Origin of the sequence: Methanospirillum hungatei (assembly GCF_019263745.1) — an archaeon.
GTDB classification, from domain to species: domain Archaea; phylum Halobacteriota; class Methanomicrobia; order Methanomicrobiales; family Methanospirillaceae; genus Methanospirillum; species Methanospirillum purgamenti.
The window spans coordinates 2,532,712-2,552,828 of the sequence record NZ_CP077107.1; the positions used below are offsets into that span (position 1 = coordinate 2,532,712).

Here is a 20,117-nt window from a genome sequence, read left to right on the forward strand (position 1 = left end):
TTACTCTTTTATTATCATGACCTTTCTGGAGGAATCGCCATAGAAATGATACCCGGACCCTCCTTCGATAAGAACATCAAGAATTTTTTCTGAATCAACCACCCGGTTTCCTGCAAGAACTGAAACCTTTCGTTTGAAAAAACTTTCAGGAAGCATAGTTGCAGTCGGACCAATGAGAAATATTTTTGAAGCCGTATTACATGCTTGAAGAATTCCTTCCAACGTGTCATTCAGTAATGTTGTCCCGGAGATGATCACCATATCAGCGGTTGCAAGTTCCATAGGGAGATCTTCCTGACTGACAAAAAAGGGTATCTCTTCTGCTTTCAGGGTTCTTATATCCAGTTCAGCGATACGGTAGGGGATCTCTTTTTCTTTAAATGATTTAATCACCGGGATCAGGGCCCCGATAACAACTGCCTTATGTACGTCTTCAAGGTGAACAAAGGAAAAAATATCATCGCCTTCATCAATCCGATATCGTCCTGCTCCTTCCTCTGGATTATTCCGCCAAATTCCATCAGAAAGAGCATTCAGAGTTGCAATCGCAATGGCCCGTTTTATCGGGGCAGGCTGAGTCAGATATTTGAAAACATCGGTGACCTTCATTCCCTTCAATTTTCCTGCCTTGGGCATCGCTCGTGCCGAGGAGGGACAACAGACTGATTCCGGAATCGCCTTGATGGGAGTAAAACAGATCCCTGCTGATCCGTCAGACAATTGCACACCAGTATAGAAGATACCAATCACTACCCGATCAAGAGTAATGGTTTTAATCTGATCGCCATACCGATCCATCAGACGGTTTTTGGTCTCTTCTAGAATCGAACCACCGATGGAGAGATCGATATCAGGAGAGGCAGAGAGGGTGAGCCCCTCATCCTGACCATCTGATGGTGCCAGAGTATCAGTATTCATCTGACCATCTTCTCTGCGGCATGTACATGTGATACTCCAAAAGTGGTGTCAAGAGTCCCGGTCCGGATGCATGAAAGTCCATATTTTTTAAATAACCCTTCAAAATGCTCCGGATGACAGAGTGGATGACCGGCACTCTGGAGAGAGCGTTCAAGTTCCACAACCGCATTCTGCATCGGAACACATCCCGGAGAGCAGAAATAATGATTGGATACCAGAATACCTCCATCTTTTAAACCATTGCTGACCAGACGGAATATCTCATCCAGATCATTTCTGAATTTATAGAGGAGATGGGAGATGAGAATGATATCGTACTCAGGTTTATAGACCTCGGTTCTGATATCCCCCTCTCTCGCAATAATCCTCTTTTCCAGACCATATTTCCGGATATACGAGTCCGTCAATTCAATAACATGGGGCTGATCCAAGATAACGGCATCCATATCTGGGTTTAACTGGCAGATACCAATCGTATATAGCCCGTGACCCCCTCCAATGTCGAGCATTTTTTTCCGTTCTGCAAAACCCGGAAGGTCTCCAATCCACCTGGTCAATGCCTGAGCTTCACCCTGAATGACTCGTTGGGCCAGCATATCGAGATGATCCAGGGATGGTCCCGGACCGGAGGTTGGTACCATACCGTCGGTGCTTTGCATGGCCTCAGAAAGGAGATCCCACCGGGAACCTGATTTTGAACTCCCAAGAATTACATCTCCCTGGTAATAGGGACTCTCTTTTGTCAAAAAATCCCTGGATATCTGAGTGTTTGAATACTTATCTCCATCCACTGACAAAAAGTTCATGGATACCAGAGCATTTAAATAACTCCGACTGAGCATTCCACACAAGGGAAGAGATGAAACTATCTCTTCTCTACTTGCTGATTTGGATTTCTCAAGATAATCAAACACACCCATCTTTAGGGCACTTGCCAAAATCATCTGTCGCTTATATCCGGTAACAATGGTGTCAATCTCCTGAAATCCATCAGGAAACTTGAGAGAAGAGACTGGTGTCGCACTTATATTTTCCATTATTGACTCCTTATTGATTTACCGAGAGTATGGAATTGGCCTCTTCATCAGTGAGATCATACCGGTAGAATTGTTTGAAGAAGGTTTTCAACTCACTTACCATATCGACATCCTCAAAAGTTTCAGGATAGAGAGTCTTTGCAAGCCAGAGGAACCCAAGCGGACTTTCAGGAGATGGTCTGTCCCACCAGAAACCGCCTATTGGTACATTGTATACCTCACCATTCTTAATTGCTGAAAGGCCGGATAACTGAGGATTGTTTACGATATCATTGGAAGGATAGGTTCCGTCAGTATTTCCCCGGATAATCAGAACATCAGGGTCCCATTCGGCTAATTTTTCCGGATTTACTTTTGCATCCCCAAGATCTTTTGCTACATTGATCCCTCCGGATGTTGTTACAAATGAGATTCCCCAATTCGTATCAGTCGCCAGATCCTTGTTAGAGGTATAAAAGACAGTCTTTCTCTCATTTTCCGGAACAGACTTCATCCGGTCATTGATAAATTTCTTCTTTTCATCCCAGTAGGAGATCAGTTCTTCTGCTTTTTCAGGATTATTCAGGAGTTTTCCAAATGCTCTGAATTCATTATATATCGTATCTGCAGATGCTTTCCCCGTATATGCCTGGAAGACAGGAAGATTGTTCTCAACAATTTTTGCATTGCCTTTTGGTGCTGTTACACTGTTAATGACAACATCAGGTTTCAGTTTTAGAATAGTTTCCATATTCAGATCATCAAAACTTCCTGCATTAGGAAGATCCTTAAGATTTGGAAACATCTTCAAAAACATGGGAAACAGGTTCATTGAAGAGATTGCAACCACAGTATCTGGATCTCCCATGATAACTATCTCCTGTGCAACTCCTCCCTGACAGGCAATAACGATTCTTTGAATATCGGTTGGAACTGTTATCTCTGTCCCACTCATGTCTGTTACTGTCTGAGTTTGGGTATCAGCGAGTACTGGAAAAATACAGGTAATACCAATTAGAAGAAAAATTGTCAGAATAGTAGAGTTTTGTCGTTCTTTCATATATATCACTCAGGATATCTGGTTTTTTCATCCTGGTAATATGAGTTTACTTGTATGAATGATTAATTTATTGATTTTGTAAATGATTGGTGTTAAATTAACTAATTAAATCAAAAAAGTTAATGGAATAAAGTATTCCATTCGAAATCTTCAGGATTTCTGTTAAATCTTTGCTTTCCCACTTAAAATTTCATTGATTTGATCTTTGGTAATCTTGTATCCAAAAAATTTTTCGTAAAAATCGGATATTTCTGATTCTAAATCAATCTCTTTAAATTTATCAGGATATACTGTTTTTGCAGTCCACATAACCATTAAGGGTAATTCAATACCACGGTTAGCCCATATATGAGCTCCAAAGGGTCCATTATAGATTGCTTTATTTTTTACTGCGGTAATTTCTGAAAATTGTATATCATCTAGTATTCCGGTGATATCGCTCTCACTGGAGACGATTATTACATCCGGATTCCATTGATTAATCTGTTCGGGATCTGTTTCTAATGATTCGGTTGGCCTTGATACGTTACTCACACTTATTCCTCCAGCTTTGGTGATCCACCAGTCTGCAATTTTATGAGGAACGGACATGGATTTATATGATAGATATAATATCTTTTTACGCTCATTATCTGGAATAGTCTCTGCAATCGTGGATATCTGGTGGATGGTATTATCAAAATACGTTAAATATTCTGAAGCTTGTTCCTCTTTGTTATACACTTCACCCAAAAGTGTCATGAGATCTTTTACATCGTTGTCATCCACCCATGAAAGGTAAATAACAGGGATTCCACTACCTTCAAGAAGTTCCACTGTGGATTTGTCCATGGTAAAACAGAGATCAGGATTCATACCAATTATCTGTTCAACACTTGGTTGGTTTGTCGAGATCTGAATCGAATCAGCGTTTTTTAGATTTGGAGCAAATATGTATTGATATTTCCATCTTCCCTGTTTTTTGAAGGATTCTGGGAGATCATTCATGATGGTTTCGCCTTTTCCCAAAGTAAAGATAAAACTATTCTGGACGGGCACTGATCCAAGAGTAATTACCTTTTCAACAGGCACCGGTATTTCGACTGATCGCCCGTCCATATCTGTAACTATTTTTGATGGCTGTCCTGCTGAACCTGGAAAAATGCATGTCGCACTTAAAAAAACCCCCATTATTAAAATCGAAATGATCAATCTCGAAAATGGAGTAATCGATGATTTACTCATATAACATATGTGAAGTGGCAGGATAATTAATATTTTTGGTTTCTTTTTGTATAAGTTAACATTTTTAAATTAATTCACCTTTTCCTAGTGTTCATTTTTGAAGTGTAAGATATTGATACAGGTATGTAATATGGATGGCTCATTTCATACGTAATCATAAAAACCGGAAAAATCCTGATTTCTATCCATTTATGGTCTGTAATTTATTTTGCATCACACCATTGGTCGTACATTATCGAGAATGTTCTTCGTAGAAGTGATGATTTCTGCCCTGATTCAATATTTCGTAGTAATCTATTAATTTTATTATTTTTATTTTCGTTAAAGTAAATTAAAAATATTTATTAACTTATGATCGAAGATCTTGTTTCATCTATTAACCAGGTGATCAAAATACCACGGATAACTTCCTTAAATGAATTACTTCCTTTCAATGAAGCGAAAAATATCTTATTACAGTCATTTTCAAAACCTATGACCTTGAAAAAAATTCCAACTATTCACGCATCTGGTCATACACTATCACAACCGGTCTATTCGAATCGTACAAATCCACCGGTATTACTGAGTGGACCGGATGGAATAGCAGTAAAGAGTATTGAAACGTTATTGGCGAGCCAGAAAAATCCTGTGTTAGTTCATGCTGTAAGAGTGAATACCGGGATGCCTATGCCGGAGGGATATGATGCTGTTATCATGATTGAAGAAGTCACGGAAATCGAGGAATCATGTTTCAGGATACACACTCCAGTTACTCCATATCAGAATACCATTTCTCAAGGGATTGATATTCAAAAAGGCGATATTGTTCTTGATGCTGGACATGCCATCAATTCTTTTGATATCGGCGCATTACTGAGCTATGGAATCCTGGAAGTTCCGGTGTTGCATATACAGGTAGGGTTGATTGCAACCGGCGATGAAATTATTCCTTTACAGAAAATACCACTTCCCGGACAGATTGTAGATTCAAATTCCCACATGATAGCATCTTATCTTGAAGAAATTGGAATCACTCCCGTTTTTGGCCAGGTCGTTCCAGATGATCCCACATCAATTACTGAAGAAATCGAAAAAATTATTGATAAATGTGATCTGGTTCTGATCTTTGGAGGATCTTCAGCTGGATCAAAAGATTTCACGGTAGATGCCATTGCTGATGGAGGAGAACTCATGTTTCATGGAGTTGGTATGGCTCCGGGAAAACCTGTATCACTTAGCTCAATGCATGGAAAACCAGTAATTGGAATGCCAGGCCCTTCTATAGGTTCTCTGATTGTTCTCTATGAGATGATTTATCCTCTTTTAACGAACTGGGGATTGTCAATTCCCCCAAGTGTCTATGTAAAAGGAAAACTTATGGAGACTGTTCTTCCTTTTCCTGGATTTGATCTCTTTCTCATGATGAAAGTCACAATGAATGATGGAGTAAATGAGATAACTCCTGTTCCAAGAGTGTTTGGTCATATGATGGGAGTCAGGGCTAATGCAATTCTTCATGTTAATGAAGGTTCAGAATCTTTAGAAAAAGGGAGCTTTGTATCTGTAAAAATGACCAGAATCAGGTAATGATATTAAAATCATAGAATCTATTTTTTCTGCGATCCACGTCTCCTGATAGATAATTATCACAAGTTACTGATCATAACATTGAATCAATCACAATTGACTCGTTTCAAAATCAAACCACTATTATTATTTAACCATTTGAACAAATCATCTTAGTACATTAAATGAAGTAACATGTGAATAGGAGTTAACTTAATGAAAAATAATGTATTTCTAGCATTTGTTGTGCTGATTATCACCATTGCCTGCATTTTTCCCATGTCTGCAGATACTCAGGCATCTGAACGGACGATTTCTGATGCTCTTGGCAGAGAACTTACTATCCCTGCAGAGATCACCGGAGTTGTAAGTACTGCCCCGCCAACAACGATGACCCTGTACCTGATTGCACCGGATCTCATGCTTGGATGGAACTCTGAACTCACCCCCCTCCAGAAAAAGTATATTCCTAAGCAGTATCAGAGCATCCCCGTCGTCGGAGGATGGTTTGGAAAAACTGATGGTAATTTTGAGACATTCATCAAACTCAATCCAGACATCATCCTTGAAGGCAGAACCATCACCGGAGACCCGGTAGATGTCAATGCTGTTGAGGATAGACAGTCACAATTCGGGGATATCCCACTCATAACAGTTCAGGATACTGCAAATATATCTGGGTATGCAAAATCGATCTCCTTTATTGGTGATGTCCTGAATAAGAAAGAAAAATCAGATGCTCTGGCTGCATATTATCAGACTGCGTTAAAAACAGTCAAAGATATAGTCTCGACTATTCCTGAAGGAGAGAAGATCAAGGTCTATTATGCAGAAGGGCCGGATGGTCTTGCAACCGATCCAAGCGGATCCCAGCATGCAATGCTCATTGACTATTGTGGTGGTAAAAATGTTGCCGAGACGACGATAACACCAGGATATGGTATGACTCCTGTCTCACTTGAACAGGTGTTAAGCTGGAATCCGGAGGTTATCATCGCCAGTGATTCAAAATTCGCCTCATCAGTTCTCACCGATTCGCTCTGGAAAGATGTCCCTGCAGTTCAGTCAGGCAGAGTATACGGAGTCCCCGTTTCACCATTCTCCTGGTTTGACCGCCCACCAGGAACGAACCAGATTCCTGGGCTGTACTGGATGCTCCACACCCTGTACCCGGAGAAATTTTCTACCGAACAGCTGAAAGAGAAGATTACTGAATTTTATTCATCATTCTATGGAGTAGAGGTATCTGCACCAGAGCTGGATGGTCTGCTCAGTGATGTTCCGGTTTACGAATGATGACATATGGAACAAAAAGATAACCCTAATATGGGGAAAAAAGATAGCAAACGTTTTTTAACGATTGCTGACACTATTTTTTCTCCCATTTATCCTGTTATTGCAGAACAGATCGTCACGAACACCGGTATTCATTCCGGGACAGCCCTTGATGTCGGGAGCGGCCCCGGGCATCTTGCAACCGCTCTGGCTCTTGCTTCTGAATGTACGGTTCATGCTCTTGACTGCTCACCAGATATGATAAAGATCTGTCGAACCCGGGTTTCTGAAAAAGGGCTGAACAAGAGAGTTATTCCGGCACTGGGAGATGTTCGTGAAATCCCTTATGATGATAATACCTTTGATCTCATCGTCAGCAGAGGATCATGGTTTTTCTGGGAGGATTTATCAAAAAGCCTTTCAGAGATTTACCGGGTTATGAAACCAGGTGGGAAAACCTATATCGGAGGCGGTTTTGGAACCGCTGCATTAAAAGAACAGATCGTTGCAGCGATGAAAGAGAGAGAATCCGATTTTGAAGCGGGAATGAAGGAACGAATGACATCCCGTTCGCCTTATATCATCACGTCTACATTAGAGAATATCGGGGTTCATAATTACAATCTTATAAACGATGATTCCGGTATCTGGCTCATGATGGTGCGGGAATGACCAATTGTCCCTACTGCCCTCATCACTGTGACATTGCACATGGTGGCACTGGCATCTGTGGAATGTATACCGCAGTTTATGATGATATAATTGAACGGTTTCCGGATTACTGGCTGATGGTAACACCAGTATCGGTTGAGACGATCCCATTTGTCCACGCCTACCCACAGGCAAAAGCACTTCAAATCAGTACTATCGGATGTAATCTGAAATGTCCGGGATGTGTATCTGAAGTACTGGTGAGAAAACCGGATGACATGGGAACAGGTCTTCGGTACCAGTCAGCAAAAGCCATAATCGATGAAGCGGAGAAGCACGACTGCAGGGGAGTCATTTTCTGTCTGAATGAGCCGACTGTTTCCCTTCCCTCCTTCCTCAGGGTTGCCCACCTGGCAAAAGAAAAAGGGATGTTTGTTGGATGTTCATCAAACGGGTATTTTTCAGAGCATTCATTAAATCTTCTTCTTCCGGTTGTTGATATGATAAATATCGGTCTGAAGGGGAGAGACGTGAAGAATCTCAGGGCTTGTGGAATTATTAATGATCAAGTCGTCATCCAAAACATCAAAAAGCTCGTTCAGGCGGGGGTCCATGTTGAAATTGCACTGATGCATGCAAAGGGGCAGGAGAACGAAGTCATTTCCCAGGCAAAAGAGATTGTTTCCATTTCTGATAGGATTCCAATCCAGATCATGCGGTGTATGGCATTTGGAGATCTCGGCCAGGAGTATGAACCTTCTATACCGGAATCTGAACTCCAGTGTGATAAGATACGAGAATTTGCTGACCATGTGTACCTCCTCAATTCACCAGGAACTGCGTATATCAATACCGTCTGTCCAGATTGCGGAGATGTATTATCTAATCGTGAAATGTACGGACCAATGGGGTGCAGACCGGTAACATATCTGGATACCGGGTTATGTTCATGCGGATACCAGGTCCCTCTCTCCGGAATTGCATCACCTTCCCGGTATGAAGAAGAGGGTATGGATGGCGGATACCGACCTACCCGTGCTCTTGAATTTATACAGGGAATTGTTACCTGCCTTGGAGTTGATGATCTCCTGTGTGCTCCCCGGCTCTGGAAATTATATCTTGCCCATGGGAAAATCAGTTCAATACACGAACGAATCCAAAAGATTTCTTCATATTATGACATCATCAGTGAAGTTGCAGAAACTGTTAACAAAAAGGATGCAGGGGAAGAATTACTGTCAGTCATGGAAGAGATGAAAAACAGGGTTTCTGATGCAGTGAAGGAAACTTCTCATCCCCGTGTTCTCTATACCATGGGATACCCGATATTCTCACTGAACGGAGGCAGATTCGAGAATCAGCTCGTGGATGTGGCTGGAGGCAATCCTGTAAACCGGATGATAAAACGGACCGGGAAACCGGGTATAAATCTATCCCATGAAGAGTTTATATCGCTCAATCCTGACTGGATATGCATATCGGGTCTTTTTTCTCTTCCGAAAGAGGAGTGTATTACATATTGCAAAACCCATGACCTCATGGTCCCTGCGATAACAGAGAATAAGGTCATTGAACTACCGCCATCATGGGATTTTGGTAGTCCAAGATGGATTCTGGGCCTTATGCTTCTGGCGCAGTCATTCCATCCTGAAAAATGTACCTGGAATATGGATGAGGTTGCTGACCAGTTTTACCAGCGATTCTATCATATTTCCTATCGATCGGTTCAACCAACCCGGTCATTTATCAAGGCAACAGCAAAAATTTCAGGATAATTTTTACCTCCCTTTTTTTCTCACAGACGTATTTCAAGAGTATATTCTTTGCCCCACAAACCAACCTTCTCTGATCAATTGTGAATATTATCAAGGTTCTTCGAAGGCAGGAGTTGAATGACGGGTACCTGAGTGTGGATTATCTGCTATCAGGTCATGTGACACTCGAAGGACTGGATATCCTCTCTCAGAGGGCATATACCATAACCGGACACCAATACCTCTCTCCATGCTATCAGATTCAAAAACCTGAAAACATTCAGATCACCGGTATTTTACAGAGCAGTGTAATCCAGGTCACATTCCCGGCATACTCCGCAGGATATATTGAGGAGTATCTGTCAGCTCTTGTCAACCTAATTCCTGAAGAGCAACATGCGAACTCTTTTGTCCAAACCCTGTTCGATGATATAAAAATGATTCTCCGGTCAAAGTTACAACGGAAAAATTCAAAAAATTTAAACGTTGATACGCTCTCGCATATTTTTGTAGAGTGATTACCTAAGTTAATTAAAAAAGATCAATATCTGCATGTCATTTAGGTAAATTATTATTGCATAGTTAACATACAGCATTAAGATCATACGATCATCTTTGGAGTGTATTATGCAGTTATCCTTAACTCATCTATTCTGCATTCTTGTAGCAGGTTTTTTATTGATTCCTGTCTGCACAATTGCTGATGGTACAGTCTCAATTACTGATATTTCAGGAAATCAGGTAGAAATTCCTGCAGATGTAACCAGAGTTGTAACGGTAGATCCATTTTCCAGCCAGTTTATCTATGTTATCGGAGCGGATGACAGACTGGTTGGAACCTGTATCGGACCAGCGAACAGAGATCTGGTGAATAAGACTCAGCCAACACTTGGATCCCTTCCCTCTCCCGGATGTAAGACAAATGTTAATCTCGAGGAATTGATGAAACTGAAACCTGAGCTTGTTATTTCCTCCATTGATTATACGTCAATCAATAATGATATTGAGAGAGTTTCCATCCCACTGGTACAAATCGATCTTGAAGAGGCTGAAAATCTGGTAAAAAGTTATGAAATAGTCGGAAAAATTTTTGGAAAGGAGAAAGAAGCCCAGGAGTTTATTGATTATTACAACCAGAAGATGAATTCCGTACAGGAGACCGGAGAGAGTATTTCTGAAGATCAAAGAAAGAGTATTTACTTTGGTCAACGATCCCCACTCCAGACACTTGGCGACGATTATTATGAAGCTGAAATTGCCCGGATTATCGGAGCATCAAACGCAGCAAAGGGCCTTTCTGGTGGAGATAATACGGTTACCATGGAGCAGGTATACGAATGGAACCCAAGTTCTGTCGTCCTTCTTCCCTATTGCCCGGCTAGTGTAGAAGATATTCTGGCTGACCCTGCCTGGCAGTCTCTTTCAGCGGTCAAGGAGAAGCAGGTTTTCAGGATGCCGAAGTACCTCATGAGCTGGGAACTTCCGGTACCTGAGTCAATTCTCGGAACTCTCTGGCTCCAGAGTGTCATATATCCGGAATCGGTTTCCTTTGATATCAAAGATGAAATTAAGAGCTTTTATAAAAAGTTCTATCGGATTGACCTGACTGATAAAGATGTTGAGAACATTTTTTCAGACACCACGAAGGTCACTCTGAATAAACCGAAACAATAACTTTTTTTTGGTGACCAGAATGGAATGCGAAATGTGTGGTCACCGGTGTAGTATTCAGGAAGGAGGATATGGAAGATGCAGGATGTATACCTGCATCAATGGGGAGATTTTAGAACGTTTCCCTAATCGGTACCTGGCTCTCTGGCCGAGTGCAATTGAAACCATTCCTTTTCTCCATTATACTCCTGGTGGACGTTATCTCCTCCTCTCTACTATCGGTTGTAATCTCTCATGTGAAGGGTGCGTCTCGTATGTTCTGGCAAAGAACCAGGATTTGCTAACTGATGCTCTTATTCATGCCGAATCATCAGACATTCTTCGCATGGCAAAAGATAACGACTGTATCGGGGCGGTCTTTTGTCTGAATGAGCCAACAGTCTCACTCGGGACGGTTACCCGTGTTGCCCGGGAGCTGCATACGGCCGGATTATCCATGGGGTGTGCCTCGAATGGATGTATGTCGGAAAAAGCGCTGGATATTCTTTTAGACCATATGGATTTTATCACCATCGGACTGAAAGGACTGTCAGAACATGGATACCAGGATAACGGGGCGCCTTGTAATGTTGAACATGTCTTTCAAACCCTGAAGACGATTCATTCCAGAAACATACATCTTGAGGTTGCTGCAGTATGCAAAACATCAGACATGGAAGAGATTGTTTCTATTGCGCAGCGGATACAGGAGATATCTGCTGATATTCCTCTCCATGTCATGCGGTTTATTCCCTTTCATGGAGCAGATACTGCGCTTGAACCCTCTGCTACCGTGGCTGAGGATCTGATCTCAGCCTGCAGGAAATATCTGCCATGGGTATACCTTTTTAACACGCCCTCAACCCGTTATTTGAATTCATACTGTCCGGAATGTAATGAATTACTTGTTGAACGATCATTTAATGGACCGATGGGAGCCCGGTTTTCAGGTCACTATACGCCAGTATGCCCTTCCTGTCATTATTCCATCCCAGTCAGAGGAACATGGTATTCCCAACACTATCCTGAACCCCGATTCAGAGGTGGATACAGGACACCGGTAGCACTTGACATGGTGTATAGTATTCTAAAAGCGGTGGGAATCTCTGATGATACAACGATAGGATTAATATTAACAAAATTGTTGTCCAACGATTATCTGGAGCAGTTACAGAACCGGTTACAGACTCCGAAAGGATATATCGAATTTTTACAGGTATTACAACAATGGTCAGGAACTTCATCATTTCATCCGGTTATCAGATTCCTCTCAGAAAGAGTTCAGATAATTGAGAAAAATTCCGATATGCCAAATAAACCTCGGGTTCTCTCAGTCCTTTCGCATCCGCTCCTCCCCTCATATCCGGATAAAATGGAAAATACACTCATTTCTTTGGCAGGAGGAGAGGTATTAAATTATAATCTGGGATATGATGAACAATCATCCGAACGATTCACCCGGGATGCATTTCAAAAATTACAACCGGATATCCTTGTTGTTTCTGGTCCAGGTCATCTGACACACCAGAATTTTGTTGATTTATGTATAAGAGAAAACCTTACCGCTCCTGCTCTAGAGGAAAATAATATTTTCATAGTATCTGGAGCACATATGAGAACCGGCCCATCATGGATTCTGACCTTAGAATCATTAGCGAATTATCTTCATCCGGATATTTTTGATTTTGACCTGAAGTATGAAAAAGAGGCTCTTCTTAAAACATTACCCGGACTAGAGTGAACAGGGATATCTAATAGGACAAAACAAAGTCCTTTTTAATTGATGTCTCTGGCAGGTGAAGGTTTTGGAATAAAAACCGTTGAAATCAGGTAATCCCAAAACCAAAGGATTTGCATATATGAATCGAAGATGAATGACCACTAAATCACGGTGAATCTGTATCAGGATGCAGTTTTTTCCCGATTTTCCTGTTCCTTTATTATTCCCGTAATTTGTACTTTTATTTTTTGTTTCAAAGGTACATCTGGTTTTTTTGCTCCATTCCAGGAATACCCCATAACCTCACAAGTTACGCGGTTTCCCCCGATTATTCTTTCTATTTTCGTAGCTTCTCCTTTATTCTGATTGATCTGAAATTCTTTTACAACTGCATTCCATTCAGATGGATACAGTGCAATTTCATATAATTCATTAACTTTAACCATAAGTTAACCTCTTGAATTGCAATACAAGATATGTCATCACCTTATATATCTGTTCCCATCTGTGAATTGCTCAATGTAAAAAACATGGTCAATGGGTATATGGTACAAAAAAATATGAGTTCAGACAGAATGACGATTTCACCTTTAAAAGAAGATGGTGGTTAGGATGGTAACCAAGTTTGACTGTAGTAGAGTATTTCCGGTACTCAGAAACGGCATGATCGGATTGTATTTAAGTACCGGTAAGGAGTGCTCTTGGAGTTGTCTATGGTTTATTCTTCAATGTGCTGGAAGTACTAACCACCATAAATTAATTTGAACTAAAAGTTAATAAATTTATTTAATTACGCTGCCATGAACAATTTTGTAAACTATATTTGATCACTTAGAGAGGTTGTTTGTATTGTATTTGATAAAATACGGTATTGATGAGATTAACCTGTTTCCTGTATCAACATTTATTTTTCTCTACAGACCAGATCATCATCCCTTTGAATATTTCCGAATGGGTACGGTATAATCCATCAATAGAAGCATTTTTGTAGTATTCTCTGATCTTTTCTTTAATCTCCAAAGTAAGTTCCTGACGAAGCGAGATAAAATCAATTGCCTTTTCACATGCTTCTTCCCAATTCTGGTTGCGATCCTCTGATTTATGAGTTACCTTCACAATCGGGTGAAATCCCTGAGTGTATACATACATAAACGGGTACATAAATCCAGATGCAAAGATGTTATCCTGGGGAATCGTTTCCAAAATTCGCGTATAAATTTCACAAGGAATTTTTGCAGGATCTTTTCTGATGAAATTGCTATAATAACAGAATCTCTTGGAACAAGCAATCATCCGATCAAAGGTATCAACATCTTTGATACCTGGAGTAAATGATGCAATTACCAGATCAAATGAGTTCCGAAATCCTAACGCATCAATATCTGCAGTCCACCAGGAACATTCAACCGGAGTAATCGAAAGATGCTCACGATCTGCGATCTCTTTCATTCTGTCAAGCATACCTGAGGCAATATCCAGCGAAGTGACATGTGCTCCAGCCTGTGCCAGGGGAATGGATAACGTTCCCGGACCACACCCGATATCGAGAATTCGTGCACCTGCTGGGTTGAATCCCGCTTCCTCTAAAAGATTAAAAAAATCTTCATTCTTTTTCCTTTGTCTCTCTTCTTCCACATCTTTACCAAAATGTTCCGCACGTTTATTCCAACTGGCAGCCTGTTGTTCATCAGATGTATAATAATCTTCATCGATTGAAGATTTCCAGCAATTAATCCAGTTATGTACCGTTTCATTCAGAACCATGAGTTCCCCGTGATGAGAATGCATTAGTACTAGAAGGTTGCCTGTATTGTAGTATAAATGAATTGATTGTTTCCTGACATTGTCAATTATTTTTTATTGATGAGAGATGTCGATGGATAATTCAAGGAACATCCTGGAAATATCATTAACCACTTTTTCTAACGAGTGATGTGATACTGTTATGTACTTTTTGTTAATTAGAGGATCCATTAAACAATTTTATGTGTATGTATCGCCAACACTGATAATCATAAATCAATTATTCTGGAGGTAACATGAGAATCAGTGCTCGTAATTCAATCAAAGGAACCATTAAGTCCATAACGAAAGGTCCGGTAAATTCAGAAGTTGTTCTTGATATTGGAAATGGTGTTCTTCTTACATCAGTTATTACAACTCATGCTGTCGAGAACCTAGGGCTAAAAGAAGGAAATACTGCATGGGCATTGATCAAGTCTTCTGAAGTAATGATCGCCGTTGATTAACGAACAAAGGAAACCCGAAAAGGTCGAAAGGGTATTAAACCGATATTTGAGGAAGATTTGCCTTTCTAATTGTAACCCGTTTTATGTACATTTTTCAGATATTATGAGTGACTTTGAGACATTACTCGAAAAAGCTAAAGCATTTCATGGTGATGTTTGTCCGGGGATCGTCATGGGGACCCGGATGACGATTGCCGGTATGCGTGAACTGAGTATGAACCCCATGGAAAAAAACCATGACCTTATTGTTTATGTTGAGATTGACCGGTGTGCAACCGATGCAATTCAGGCAATAACTGGTGTAACACTGGGACACCGAACGCTGAAACACCGGGATTATGGTAAGTTTGCTGCAACCTTTGTAGATAGTAAATCAGGAAAAGCAGTACGAGTCGCAGCCATTCCTAAAAAGGGAGAACAAGAACAGGACTTTCGCGCGATTGCTCAGAAATTAGCTACCGTTCCAGAATCTGACCTATTTACCATCCAGAAAGTAAGGGTGAATATTCCAGATGAAGACATGCCAGGACTGCCTACCCACAAGGAATTTTGTTCAACGTGCGGAGAGCAGATCCTGGATAGCAGGGAAGTAAACACCAATGGTTTGATCCAATGTAAAGATTGTGCATTCGGGTCGTATTACTCTGTTACTTAATAATTTTCCCTTTTGAATCAGGCAGAAAGGAGTAAAAAATCATAGACCAGACAACAGAAAAACAAATGGCCATCCTTTCCGATGCGGTTGATATCCTGAAAACGAGGATACCAGTACCTTTTTCAGAGATACCACTAGATTCAGTTGTCGTGGGAGTATTTTTTACCAGCGTAAAACTCATATCCGGATATGAAGGGATTTGTTTTACCCCTGTTGCTCTCATTCCTGATGCTGTCTGTTGTTCAACTGCTACAAGTACAATGCCAAATTGTGGAAAGATACAAGGGGTTATGGTTGAGGATATGCTGACCCACTTGTCAATTCTCCGACACCCCTGGTCAGGGCTCTCATCGTCAGTGTGGTGAATGCCCTGTCTGTATTAAAATCCCATGGATAATCAATGAACGAGTCAAGGCAGGGTCAGAAATACGAGCCACTTATTATTTACCCACAGTATTATGATCGGATCTGCCAGGCAGAAAAATATGCCTCGTCTCTTCTCCCCTTTATTCCCCGAGGGTTACCGGTTTTTCAATCACATGGCATCTGTCACTCTGAAGCCCTTATTCGGTTTATTCATCAAATGCTTAGAACTTTGCCGATATCTTTAGGCAATGAGGAGATTTTTCTTTTATTCCTGGGAGCATGGTTCCATGATATAGGATACATCCATCCCATTTCTATACATGACAGGAGCAGACATGCCGAACTCTCTTCTGTAATAATCCGGACTGATCCATTTCTATCAGAACTACTTACAGAAAATGAACGCAGTGATCTGGCATTTCTGGTTGAGTGTCATGACAGCAGGATAGATCTTATGACGAAGAGGAGTACATCTCTCCTTCGATTGCATCTTGTCACAGCACTCTTCCGTCTTATAGATGCTCTTGATCTTGGCACTGATCGGTGTCCATCTGAGGTTTTTTCATTGATAGAGGATGGGCTTGATGAACACAGCAGACGACACTGGAAAGCCCACCAGAATGTTCAATCATGTTTTTTCAAGTATCCATCCCTGATCATACGGGTGTACGATCCTGAAGATCCATTTTTCAGGTTGCGGATAGTCCCTCACCTGGAAGATGATTGCACATCCTGCAGTCCGATATTCGGAAAAAGCGGATTAGAACCATGTTACCTGGCAATAGAAACCAGTGATGGGAAAATGCCAGATATTTCTCCATGAAGAAGAGAAAAAAAGGTATCGCTAGCTCCAGCCTCTTCCCATGGGCAATGACCACAATTTGGAATAATGATACTCGTAAACCTGGAAAGATTCCGGGATAGTGGTTCAATGATTCCCTGAACCGGATGAGGATCATAATCACCATGAATCGCCGTTACTGGACAGGATATCTGCTGAAAGCAAGATAGAAGTTCTCCTGTTTGTCGCATTTTTGCTGCTTCAGCCCATACTCGTGAAAATATTTCAGGATCACTGGAGAAAGTATCGTTTTCTTCTTTATTTTTCTGAATTGGACAAAATGTATCTGCTTTATGCATCAATCTTCCGAATGTTTCCAATATCTGATCCTTGCCAGGACAGATAGGATTCTGAATCTGTACTATGAGATCATGCACTTTTTCACGTTCATCCGGAGTGAGCCGTTGCATCCTGTTCTCCCATACCGTGGCATATCGTTCCTCTAATGGGCCTGCAGAGATGAGAATGAGATGGTATACAAGTTCGGGATATCTGCCTGCAACCATCCCTGAAAGCCAAGCACCCCAAGAATATCCAACCAGGATAACTGGAAATTCTGCAGATGAACGAAGGATCTCTGCCAGTTCTTCGACCTGATCTTGGACTGATAGTCCTGTCTGAAATGGCTCGATAATTGAAAAATAATCTGACAGATATCGTGCAACCGGACCCATTTCTCCAGGTGCACCTGGACCCCCGTGTATAAGAGCAATTCTCTTTGGATCTGAACCATACGATCGAAATTTCATTCTTTTTTCCTATAATATGAAATAATCATGAGTGGGTACAGAACCACCTAGTCAATGGCTATCGCTGAAAAACTTATGTATTCGTCAGAGATGTACTCAACGTGCGATACCCCAGTATGGGCCTGAAGTTCATTTGGTCGTCCGGTCCAGATTACTTTTCCTTCTGCAAGGATGATAACCTGATCACCCATGATTTTGGCATCTTTAAGTGAATGAGTCACAATTATGGAGGGTTTATTACTTTTAACCAGGTCTTCCCTGAGTTCCTGCCGGATTTTTTCTCTCGCCTGCCGATCCAGCGCAGTCAGTGGTTCGTCAAGGAGCAGAAGATCAGGCTGAATAACCATTGCACGTGCCAGAGCTACCCGCTGCCGCTGTCCGCCGGAAAGGTTGGTAACACGTTCATTGGTAAGATGACCAATACCAAGGTCTTTTAATATCTGATTCACGGATTTTTTAATCTCCCCTGATCCGATTTTTCGTCTCCGTAATCCGAATGCTACATTCTCGAAAGCTGACATGTGTGGAAACAGGGCGTAATTTTGAAATACATATCCGATATTCCGATCTTCCGGGGGATGTGCTTCAAAGTCACTACCAGAATACAATATCCTCTTATTTAGCGAGATGGATCCATCATCAGGAATCAGAAGTCCTGCTAGGAGGTTTAATATAGTGGATTTTCCGGATCCATTCTCCCCGAGCAGAACAAGTACTTCACCAGGTCTCACATTGAAAGAAACATCAAGGTCAAAATCCCGTAGTTTCTTTTTCATATGAACTTCAAGCATTAAGCTGACCTCCCTGAGAGGAAGCGGATAATAATCAGAATGACAAAAGATATCGCAATCAGAACGATTGAGAGAGCAATCGATGCGGTCAGATCGCTTTGCATAAATCCATAAATCGCAAGTGGCATTGTCTGTGTTTTGCCAGGTAAATTTCCTGCAACCATGATAGTTGCCCCGAATTCGCCGATTGCCCGTGCAAAACTGAGGATAATCCCTGAAATTAATCCGGTTCGGGCAAGAGGCGCTGTCACTTTCAAGAAGGTCATAAAGGGACTTGCACCAAGGGTTCGAGCTGCTGACTCATATACTGGATCCACCATGGCAAAGGCACTTTTTGCCTGCCTGATATAAAGAGGACCTGCAACAAAAATCTGGGCAATAATGACTGCAAGTGCTGTAAATATAATGGTTATACCCATGTCATTAAGCGAGCTTCCAATTAGGCCACGTCTTCCGAATAAAACCAGAAGAGCAAGACCTGCTACTGAAGGAGGGAGAACTATCGGGACATCTATCAGAGTTTCTACAAATTTTCTGCCAGGATAATCAACTCGTGCATTCATGAAAGCCAAAGGGGTTCCAAGCAAAACAATAACTGCAGTAGCGGTGGTGGCCGTAATAAGTGATAAAAAAATGGCACTTTGGACATTTGAATCAAAAATTGCAACAAAAAACTCGTGAGGAGTTATCCTCAGAAAGAGTGAAAGAAGTGGCAATGTATAGAAAAGGATGGTAATAAAGACTATCAGGCCAAAAAGGAGGAGAATTAATATTTTCCCCCCCTTTCGGAGAGAAGAGATAGAGCCTGATTTCATACCCCTACACTATTATGCGGGAAGGAAGTTGTAGTTTTTCAGGACAGTCTTTCCTTCGTCTGAGCTAAGGAGATCAATATATTCCTTTGCAAGTTCCTTTTCAGTTGATTCTGTGAGAATTCCAGCTTCATACGTTGCTACCACATTGAATTCTTGTGGTATGTCAATAATGGTAATCTTATCTGCAAAGTCTTTGGTAACATCAGAATAATAGGTGATCCCTACATCTACTTCTCCAAGAGCTACCTTTGCAGTTGCAGTCGCAACATTTGTTTCTTCTGAAACAACGTTTGCTCTGAATGCATCAACAAAAGCCTTTCCATACTCAGTACTGTTTAATGTTTTGTTGAGTACTTGTTCGGTATACTTTCGTACCGGGACTTCTGCAGTTTCGCTGACGATCTTGACACCTGGTTTTGCAAGATCTGCAAAGCCAGTAATTCCAGCTGGATTGTCAACCGGGACAATGATTGCAAGTTTGTTGGTTGCATATTTCGTAACGCTGTCTTTGTCAGCCAGTTCTTCCTTGATCAGGTTGTCCATGTTCTTCGTACTTGCCGGTAGAAAGAGATCTGCATATGCTCCTTCCTTGATCTGAGTTTCAAGGGTAGCAGAACTGTCTAAATTAGTAGTTACGTTAACACCTGGATGTCCAGCTTCAAAGATCGGATCAAGATCCCCCACTACGCCGGTTAAGGATGCAGCGGCAAAGACGATCAGTTCTTTATCATCAGTTTCAGCAGCAGATACTGCACCAAACAGAACGAAGAGCAGCAAAAATGCCAGCCCGAATGATACATACGAGTGAGTAGTTTTCATGAATACACTCCAAACA

Annotated in this window: 22 protein-coding genes; 12 read left to right on the top strand and 10 right to left on the bottom strand. The window is 41.3% G+C overall.

The genetic code is table 11. From position 1 onward, the window contains the following. From KSK55_RS12355 to KSK55_RS12370, 4 genes are all read right to left on the bottom strand, one after another. Entirely contained in the window at positions 1-918 is a 918-nt protein-coding gene (locus tag KSK55_RS12355) for a DUF364 domain-containing protein (protein WP_218607081.1), read from the bottom strand. After that, positions 915-1,955 (bottom strand): class I SAM-dependent methyltransferase, encoded by a 1,041-nt coding sequence (locus tag KSK55_RS12360; protein WP_218607082.1) that lies wholly within the window; start codon positions 1,953-1,955, stop codon positions 915-917. The genes KSK55_RS12355 and KSK55_RS12360 overlap by 4 nt, the downstream gene beginning before the upstream one ends. A 10-nt stretch (positions 1,956-1,965) precedes the next feature. Beyond that, positions 1,966-2,994: an ABC transporter substrate-binding protein gene (locus KSK55_RS12365; protein WP_218607083.1), complete on the bottom strand. Its 1,029-nt coding sequence runs from the start codon at positions 2,992-2,994 to the stop codon at positions 1,966-1,968. Between the two features lie 162 nt (positions 2,995-3,156). After that, positions 3,157-3,981 (bottom strand): ABC transporter substrate-binding protein, encoded by an 825-nt coding sequence (locus KSK55_RS12370; RefSeq protein WP_218607084.1) that lies wholly within the window; start codon positions 3,979-3,981, stop codon positions 3,157-3,159. Here KSK55_RS12370 and KSK55_RS12375 point away from each other — a divergent pair. From KSK55_RS12375 to KSK55_RS12410, 8 genes are all read left to right on the top strand, one after another. Beyond that, on the top strand, positions 3,980-4,222 hold the full coding sequence (locus KSK55_RS12375; RefSeq protein WP_218607085.1) for a hypothetical protein: 243 nt from the start codon (positions 3,980-3,982) through the stop codon (positions 4,220-4,222). The two genes, KSK55_RS12370 and KSK55_RS12375, sit on opposite strands and share 2 nt — an antisense overlap. A 347-nt stretch (positions 4,223-4,569) precedes the next feature. Continuing rightward, a complete protein-coding gene (locus KSK55_RS12380; RefSeq protein WP_256664004.1) occupies positions 4,570-5,787 on the top strand; it encodes a molybdopterin molybdotransferase MoeA in 1,218 nt (405 codons plus the stop codon). Between the two features lie 195 nt (positions 5,788-5,982). Then, positions 5,983-7,062 carry an ABC transporter substrate-binding protein gene (locus KSK55_RS12385; protein ID WP_218607086.1) on the top strand — a complete coding sequence of 360 codons (1,080 nt, stop codon included), beginning with the start codon at positions 5,983-5,985 and terminating at the stop codon, positions 7,060-7,062. Between the two features lie 6 nt (positions 7,063-7,068). Beyond that, a complete protein-coding gene (locus KSK55_RS12390; protein WP_218607087.1) occupies positions 7,069-7,713 on the top strand; it encodes a class I SAM-dependent methyltransferase in 645 nt (214 codons plus the stop codon). Beyond that, positions 7,710-9,467: a radical SAM protein gene (locus KSK55_RS12395; protein WP_218607088.1), complete on the top strand. Its 1,758-nt coding sequence runs from the start codon at positions 7,710-7,712 to the stop codon at positions 9,465-9,467. Before KSK55_RS12390 ends, KSK55_RS12395 begins: the two co-directional genes overlap by 4 nt. An 80-nt stretch (positions 9,468-9,547) precedes the next feature. Beyond that, the gene (locus KSK55_RS12400) at positions 9,548-9,964 is read left to right on the top strand and encodes a hypothetical protein (protein ID WP_218607089.1); all 417 of its coding nucleotides are present in this window, start codon (positions 9,548-9,550) and stop codon (positions 9,962-9,964) included. Positions 9,965-10,073: 109 nt separating this feature from the next. After that, entirely contained in the window at positions 10,074-11,120 is a 1,047-nt protein-coding gene (locus KSK55_RS12405) for an ABC transporter substrate-binding protein (RefSeq protein WP_214419315.1), read from the top strand. 19 nt (positions 11,121-11,139) lie between these two features. After that, complete coding sequence (locus tag KSK55_RS12410) at positions 11,140-12,837, top strand: radical SAM protein (RefSeq protein WP_218607090.1); 1,698 nt, start codon at positions 11,140-11,142, stop codon at positions 12,835-12,837. Positions 12,838-12,998: 161 nt separating this feature from the next. Here the strand turns inward: KSK55_RS12410 and KSK55_RS12415 are convergent, their stop codons facing one another. Beyond that, a complete protein-coding gene (locus KSK55_RS12415; protein WP_218607091.1) occupies positions 12,999-13,262 on the bottom strand; it encodes a hypothetical protein in 264 nt (87 codons plus the stop codon). 451 nt (positions 13,263-13,713) lie between these two features. Then, positions 13,714-14,580 (bottom strand): class I SAM-dependent methyltransferase, encoded by an 867-nt coding sequence (locus tag KSK55_RS12420; protein ID WP_218607092.1) that lies wholly within the window; start codon positions 14,578-14,580, stop codon positions 13,714-13,716. A 275-nt stretch (positions 14,581-14,855) separates the two neighbouring features. Between KSK55_RS12420 and KSK55_RS12425 the strand changes: the two genes are divergently transcribed. The 4 genes from KSK55_RS12425 to KSK55_RS12440 all read left to right on the top strand — a co-directional run bounded on the left by KSK55_RS12425 (position 14,856) and on the right by KSK55_RS12440 (position 16,909). Further along, entirely contained in the window at positions 14,856-15,065 is a 210-nt protein-coding gene (locus KSK55_RS12425; protein WP_214419311.1) for a TOBE domain-containing protein, read from the top strand. Between the two features lie 103 nt (positions 15,066-15,168). Next, positions 15,169-15,720, top strand: coding sequence for an FmdE family protein (locus KSK55_RS12430; RefSeq protein ID WP_214419310.1), 552 nt, complete (start codon positions 15,169-15,171; stop codon positions 15,718-15,720). Between the two features lie 65 nt (positions 15,721-15,785). Then, positions 15,786-16,085: a DUF4213 domain-containing protein gene (locus KSK55_RS12435; RefSeq protein WP_218607093.1), complete on the top strand. Its 300-nt coding sequence runs from the start codon at positions 15,786-15,788 to the stop codon at positions 16,083-16,085. Between the two features lie 35 nt (positions 16,086-16,120). Next, positions 16,121-16,909, top strand: coding sequence for an HD domain-containing protein (locus KSK55_RS12440; RefSeq protein ID WP_218607094.1), 789 nt, complete (start codon positions 16,121-16,123; stop codon positions 16,907-16,909). Here the strand turns inward: KSK55_RS12440 and KSK55_RS12445 are convergent. From KSK55_RS12445 to modA, 4 genes are read right to left on the bottom strand one after another with little or no spacing between them, the layout of a single operon-like run. Next, positions 16,858-17,676 carry an alpha/beta fold hydrolase gene (locus tag KSK55_RS12445; protein WP_218607095.1) on the bottom strand — a complete coding sequence of 273 codons (819 nt, stop codon included), beginning with the start codon at positions 17,674-17,676 and terminating at the stop codon, positions 16,858-16,860. The two genes, KSK55_RS12440 and KSK55_RS12445, sit on opposite strands and share 52 nt — an antisense overlap. 47 nt (positions 17,677-17,723) lie before the next feature. Further along, positions 17,724-18,467 carry an ABC transporter ATP-binding protein gene (locus tag KSK55_RS12450; RefSeq protein ID WP_218607096.1) on the bottom strand — a complete coding sequence of 248 codons (744 nt, stop codon included), beginning with the start codon at positions 18,465-18,467 and terminating at the stop codon, positions 17,724-17,726. After that, positions 18,467-19,282 (bottom strand): ABC transporter permease, encoded by an 816-nt coding sequence (locus KSK55_RS12455; protein ID WP_218607097.1) that lies wholly within the window; start codon positions 19,280-19,282, stop codon positions 18,467-18,469. The genes KSK55_RS12450 and KSK55_RS12455 overlap by 1 nt, the downstream gene beginning before the upstream one ends. Before the next feature lie 12 nt (positions 19,283-19,294). Next, positions 19,295-20,101, bottom strand: coding sequence for a molybdate ABC transporter substrate-binding protein (gene modA, locus KSK55_RS12460; protein WP_218607098.1), 807 nt, complete (start codon positions 20,099-20,101; stop codon positions 19,295-19,297). Between the last annotated feature and the right edge of the window lie 16 nt (positions 20,102-20,117).